General features: G+C 71.4%; 2 protein-coding genes. One reads left to right on the forward strand and one right to left on the reverse strand.

Annotated elements, in window-relative coordinates:
- Positions 1-159 precede the first annotated feature (159 nt).
- Positions 160-552: an NADH:ubiquinone oxidoreductase subunit NDUFA12 gene (locus tag AC2W7C_RS18470; RefSeq protein ID WP_486002648.1), complete on the reverse strand. Its 393-nt coding sequence runs from the start codon at positions 550-552 to the stop codon at positions 160-162.
- A gap of 164 nt (positions 553-716) precedes the next feature.
- Here AC2W7C_RS18470 and AC2W7C_RS18475 point away from each other — a divergent pair.
- On the forward strand, positions 717-920 hold a 204-nt coding region (locus tag AC2W7C_RS18475), incomplete at its 3' end, for a hypothetical protein (RefSeq protein ID WP_486002649.1).

Below are 920 nucleotides of genomic sequence, written 5' to 3' on the forward strand. Positions count from 1 at the left end.
AGTGGCCGGCTGGGGCGCCGGCCCTGGCGGTTCAGCTCGGCGGTGGTGTCCTGGATCGGGCGGGCGTCCTGGGGCAGGTCGTTGAGCGCCGAGGCGACCACGCCGCCGCCGTCAGGACGCGGCGGCGGCGACGCCGGCCAGGAGTGACGGCGCGGCGCTTCATTCAGGCCGCCAGGCTTCGTAGTCGCCCGTCGCGGCCGGGCGCTGGCCCTCGGCGGCGAGCGAGCCTTGGGGACGCCACGCCATCGGCGTGCCGGTCAGGTTCGGCAGATGATCGTTCTCCCACGAGCGGCGCGGCAGCGGCTGCTCGGACGGCGCCTCGTCATAGGTGTAGTGCAGCCAGCCGTGCCAGTCCGGCGGCACCTTCGAGGCGTCGGCGTAGCCGTTGTAGATCACCCAGCGGCGGCGGCGGCCGTCGTAGCTGACGGTGTCGCGCGACTGGTAGTAGCGGTTGCCGAACTCGTCAGAGCCGACCTGCTCGCCCCGTTTGGCGATCGTGAACAGGGTGCCGATGGTCGCGCCGTCCCACCAACCGAAGATCTTGCCTAGCACGTCGGGAATTCCACTCGTCTTGCATCGGCCGGAAGGTCCGGCGACAGCGGCGCGATCATAGAAACCGCAGCGCCGTCCGTCCAGCGCGACGCGCGGCCGTCGAACCTCAACATCTTGGGGGTAACCCGCAACACCAGCGCTAGATTTATTGCGAGCCGCCCAAAATGCCCGCTAGCATCGGCGAAAGCCGCGTTGAGACCCCGCATGCGCACCCGCCCCAGCCTCGCCCGCCTCGCCCTGACCGCACCCCGGCGCGCGCGTCAGATCGACCGGGGCGGGGCGGGTTGATCGAGGTTCTGGCCCCGGAAGGCTGGTCCGACGCCCAGGTCGAGGCCTGGCTGGACTGGGCGGACGGCGAAGGGGGCGCC

It is taken from the genome of Brevundimonas sp. CURTG3B2_SDJG (assembly GCF_057364705.1).